The sequence below is a fragment of the Streptomyces exfoliatus genome (assembly GCF_000725545.1).
In the GTDB taxonomy this organism is placed as follows: domain Bacteria; phylum Actinomycetota; class Actinomycetes; order Streptomycetales; family Streptomycetaceae; genus Streptomyces; species Streptomyces exfoliatus.
Genome location: NZ_JNZP01000078.1, coordinates 1 through 2,153 on the forward strand (window position 1 = coordinate 1; position 2,153 = coordinate 2,153).

3 protein-coding genes and 2 pseudogenes are annotated in these 2,153 nt (G+C 68.5%); 1 reads left to right on the forward strand and 4 read right to left on the reverse strand.

The window, feature by feature from the left end; genetic code table 11:
* Positions 1–698, reverse strand: a 698-nt coding sequence (gene ku / locus IO20_RS0134105) for a non-homologous end joining protein Ku (protein ID WP_342668821.1), incomplete at its 3' end; no start/stop codon positions are given.
* 69 nt (positions 699–767) lie between these two features.
* Positions 768–1,028, reverse strand: a complete 261-nt coding sequence (locus IO20_RS0134110; RefSeq protein WP_030557240.1) for a hypothetical protein — start codon at positions 1,026–1,028, stop codon at positions 768–770.
* A gap of 181 nt (positions 1,029–1,209) precedes the next feature.
* Between IO20_RS0134110 and IO20_RS39385 the strand changes: the two are divergent.
* Positions 1,210–1,356 (forward strand): annotated as a pseudogene (locus tag IO20_RS39385) (IS5/IS1182 family transposase); the annotation flags it as partial.
* Between the two features lie 6 nt (positions 1,357–1,362).
* On the opposite strand, the gene IO20_RS37965 reads toward IO20_RS39385, so the two are convergent.
* Positions 1,363–1,755 carry a hypothetical protein gene (locus IO20_RS37965; protein WP_245685158.1) on the reverse strand — a complete coding sequence of 131 codons (393 nt, stop codon included), beginning with the start codon at positions 1,753–1,755 and terminating at the stop codon, positions 1,363–1,365.
* A 79-nt stretch (positions 1,756–1,834) separates the two neighbouring features.
* A pseudogene (locus IO20_RS0134120) lies at positions 1,835–2,153 on the reverse strand (hypothetical protein); the annotation flags it as partial.

Sequence of the window (2,153 nt, forward strand, 5' to 3'; positions counted from 1 at the left end):
CGATCCTCGGCCTTCGCCGCGATGACCTCGTGGAGCGCCTCGGTGTAGTGGTCGGTGAGCTCGTCACCGAGCTCCTCCAGGCGGTCGGCCGCCATCGTGTCCATCAGCGCGAGCGCGCCCTCGATCTCCTGATCGGTCAGCTCGGTGTCCGGTGGAGCGAGCTCGGCAGGGGAGCGGATCTCGTCGGCCCAGTGCAGCCCGGACAGCAGCAGCGCGTCGCCGAGGGGCCGCAGCAGGCCGAGGCGCTCGCGCCCGCGGAGGGCGAACTTGGCGACGGCGACCTTCTCGTTCCTTTCGAGCGCCTGCCTGAGCAGGACGTAGGGCTTCGCGGCCACAGGGCCGTCGGCCGTGAGGTAGTACGAGCCGGCGCCGTACTGGACGGCGTCGACGGCCGAGCGATCGATGAACGCCACGATCTCGATGGCCTTCGCGGTCGGCAGCGGCATGTTCGCGAGGTCGTCGTCGGTGATCGGGATGACCGAGTCCTTGTGGATCTCGTAGCCCTTGCCGATCTCGTCCTCGGTGAGGACCTGGCCGTCGATCTCGCACGTCTTGCGGTACCGGACGCGACCGCCGTCCTCCAGGTGCACCTGCCGCAGCGACACGTCGTGCTTTTCGGTCGCCGTCTCAAGCTTGATAGGTACCGTGACCAGGCCAAACGACACCGCTCCGGACCACAAAGGACGGGGCATCCGCATTCCTCCAGGACCCCCCTGGACGTGCTCCTAGGCTAGGCAGACCAGGCCCGTGATCGCACGCCTCCGGGCCTACCGGGTGACGCGAACGCGCAGCTCATACGGTGCGCCGCTCCTAATCGCCCAGGCCTGCTCAGCGAGGTCGGCATCGGTGAAGCCGAGGAGCGCACGGTCGGCCGCCTCACGGAGCAGCGGCACGATCTCGGCGGTCGGCCGGCCGCGGTGCGAGGCGGCGAGCTCGGCGTAGGCCTGCTGGTACGGCGCGCCGTACGCGCTCGCCGGGTCGCGCAGGAGGTGGTCCATGTGCTGCGCGCTGACCGTGATCTCACCCATGACCGACTCCCTGCGTCACCCGGCCGGGCGGGCCCCGGCCTTCGTTCCTTCGACGCTACGAGCTGGCACTGACAGCGATCGGCCCGGTGGCTATCCGCGCGGACGCACGAGTCGCACCAGCGGCGGCCCGGGCCGAAGGCATGACCGCGCGCCCCGCAGGGCGCTTAAGGGCTGTCCCGCCCACAACAAGACCCACAAGCAGGTCCCAGCCCGCGTTGAGCAATGCTTCGCCCGCATGAAGACCTGGAAGATCCTGCGCGACTGCCGACTGAGGGGGGACGGCGTGCACCACGCCATGCGCGGCATCGCACGCCTGCACAACCTTGCCTGGGGGCTATCCGTGAGCATCTCCACTGGCGGCCTGGGATGCCGAAGGTGGAACGTCGGCGACCGTGACCGGCAGGCCGTGCTCCTGCGGCCATCCCGGCCGCCACCTGGTGAGCCACTCGGCAAAGTCCTCTCGCACGAACCGAGGGTCCGCCGGCTTCAGCCGAATCTGGGGTCGCTCATCAGCCCACCACACCTCGAACTCCGACTCGGTGCCCTCCGTCGGCCAGCGCTCGGCTTCGCTTGGTAGCAGCAGCACATCAACGAAGCCGTTTACGGGCAGCCCGATGTCCACCAAGATGCCGATCGCGCCGGGACTCGGCACGCGGACCACCGTTCCAAGGAAGCGTTGCCCGAAATGCAGTCGGCGACGTGTCGACTCCCAGTCCTGTGCACTCACCACCCGGGCATCCTGCCAGCCGAGTCCCGTACGGGACAGCCCTTAAGGGAGGGTGGCTCCTGCCCGCTCACTCATCGGGTTATCGCGGTGCCGCAGGAATCGTGATCGCCTTCTTCCACACGTTCAGCTGCCCCTTGTCCACGGGTTTCATCTCGCCTTGGTACAGCTGCGCGTGACCGTCCTTCGCGGTATCCGCCCAGGCGTTGGTGGCGAAGACGTACGTGCTGCCCTCCTTCAGCGGGTCGGTGTTTCCCTCGTCCAGCCCGTAGGTGACCCGGACGGTGCCGCGCAGGTTCCCACGCAGGACCGAGGCGACCTCGACCCGGTAGACGTCTTGAGTCCAACCCTCGATGTCCCGTTGCTCCTCGAACGCCACCACGCGCCCGGTGAACACGTTC

Coding starts and splice junctions, on each gene's coding strand:
- IO20_RS0134110 (WP_030557240.1), bottom strand. CDS start 1,028: ATGGGTGAGATCACGGTCAGCGCGCAGCACATGGACCACCTCCTGCGC.